General features: G+C 57.7%; 1 rRNA gene (running past one end of the window). It reads right to left on the bottom strand.

The annotated features are described in order from the left end of the window. A 23S ribosomal RNA gene (locus tag ABZ906_RS45905) occupies nucleotides 1-1,697 on the bottom strand; it reaches 1,490 nt to the left of the window's first position. Nucleotides 1,698-1,751: the final 54 nt, after the last annotated feature.

Genomic DNA, 1,751 nt, shown 5'->3' with positions numbered 1-1,751 from the left:
CGCTACACCCTTACCCCGGGACAACCACCGCCCGGGCTGGACTACCTTCCTGCGTCACCCCATCACTCACCTACTACCACCTTGGGTCGGCGGCTCCACCACTTCCCTTTGCCCGAAGGCTCCGGGACGGCTTCACGGCCTTAGCATTAATGGGCTCGATGTTTGACGCTTCACAGCGGGTACCGGAATATCAACCGGTTATCCATCGACTACGCCTGTCGGCCTCGCCTTAGGTCCCGACTTACCCTGGGCAGATCAGCTTGACCCAGGAACCCTTAGTCAATCGGCGCACACGTTTCTCACGTATGTATCGCTACTCATGCCTGCATTCTCACTCGTGAACCGTCCACCACTCGCTTCCGCGGCAGCTTCACCCGGCACACGACGCTCCCCTACCCATCCATACAGGCGTTGGCCCTATTGTATGAATGACACGACTTCGGCGGTACGCTTGAGCCCCGCTACATTGTCGGCGCGGAATCACTTGACCAGTGAGCTATTACGCACTCTTTCAAGGGTGGCTGCTTCTAAGCCAACCTCCTGGTTGTCTCTGCGACTCCACATCCTTTCCCACTTAGCGTACGCTTAGGGGCCTTAGTCGATGCTCTGGGCTGTTTCCCTCTCGACCATGGAGCTTATCCCCCACAGTCTCACTGCCGTGCTCTCACTTACCGGCATTCGGAGTTTGGCTAAGGTCAGTAACCCGGTAGGGCCCATCGCCTATCCAGTGCTCTACCTCCGGCAAGAAACACACGACGCTGCACCTAAATGCATTTCGGGGAGAACCAGCTATCACGGAGTTTGATTGGCCTTTCACCCCTAACCACAGGTCATCCCCCAGGTTTTCAACCCTGGTGGGTTCGGTCCTCCACGACCTCTTACAGCCGCTTCAACCTGCCCATGGCTAGATCACTCCGCTTCGGGTCTTGAGCGCGCTACTGAATCGCCCTGTTCGGACTCGCTTTCGCTACGGCTTCCCCACACGGGTTAACCTCGCAACGCACCGCAAACTCGCAGGCTCATTCTTCAAAAGGCACGCAGTCACGACATGCAAGCAAGCTTGCATGCGACGCTCCCACGGCTTGTAGGCACACGGTTTCAGGTACTATTTCACTCCGCTCCCGCGGTACTTTTCACCATTCCCTCACGGTACTATCCGCTATCGGTCACCAGGGAATATTTAGGCTTAACGGGTGGTCCCGCCAGATTCACACGGGATTTCTCGGGCCCCGTGCTACTTGGGTGTCTCTCAAACGAGCCGCTGACGTTTCGACTACGGGGGTCTTACCCTCTACGCCGGACCTTTCGCATGTCCTTCGCCTACATCAACGGTTTCTGACTCGTCTCACAGCCGGCAGACTGTGAAAGAGAGATCCCACAACCCCGCACACGCAACCCCTGCCGGGTCTCACACGTATACGGTTTGGCCTCATCCGGTTTCGCTCGCCACTACTCCCGGAATCACGGTTGTTTTCTCTTCCTGCGGGTACTGAGATGTTTCACTTCCCCGCGTTCCCTCCACACTGCCTATGTGTTCAGCAGCGGGTGACAGCCCATGACGACTGCCGGGTTTCCCCATTCGGAAACCCCCGGATCAAAGCCTGGTTGACGACTCCCCGGGGACTATCGTGGCCTCCCACGTCCTTCATCGGTTCCTGGTGCCAAGGCATCCACCGTGCGCCCTTAAAAACTTGGCCACAGATGCTCGCGTCCACTGTGCAGTTCTCAAACAACGACCAACCACCCGTCAC

Origin of the sequence: Streptomyces sp. NPDC046925, assembly GCF_040644915.1 — a bacterium.
In the GTDB taxonomy this organism is placed as follows: Bacteria; Actinomycetota; Actinomycetes; order Streptomycetales; family Streptomycetaceae; genus Streptomyces.
Note: the sequence above shows the minus strand (reverse complement) of the source record. Positions and strands in the feature narration are given on the sequence as shown.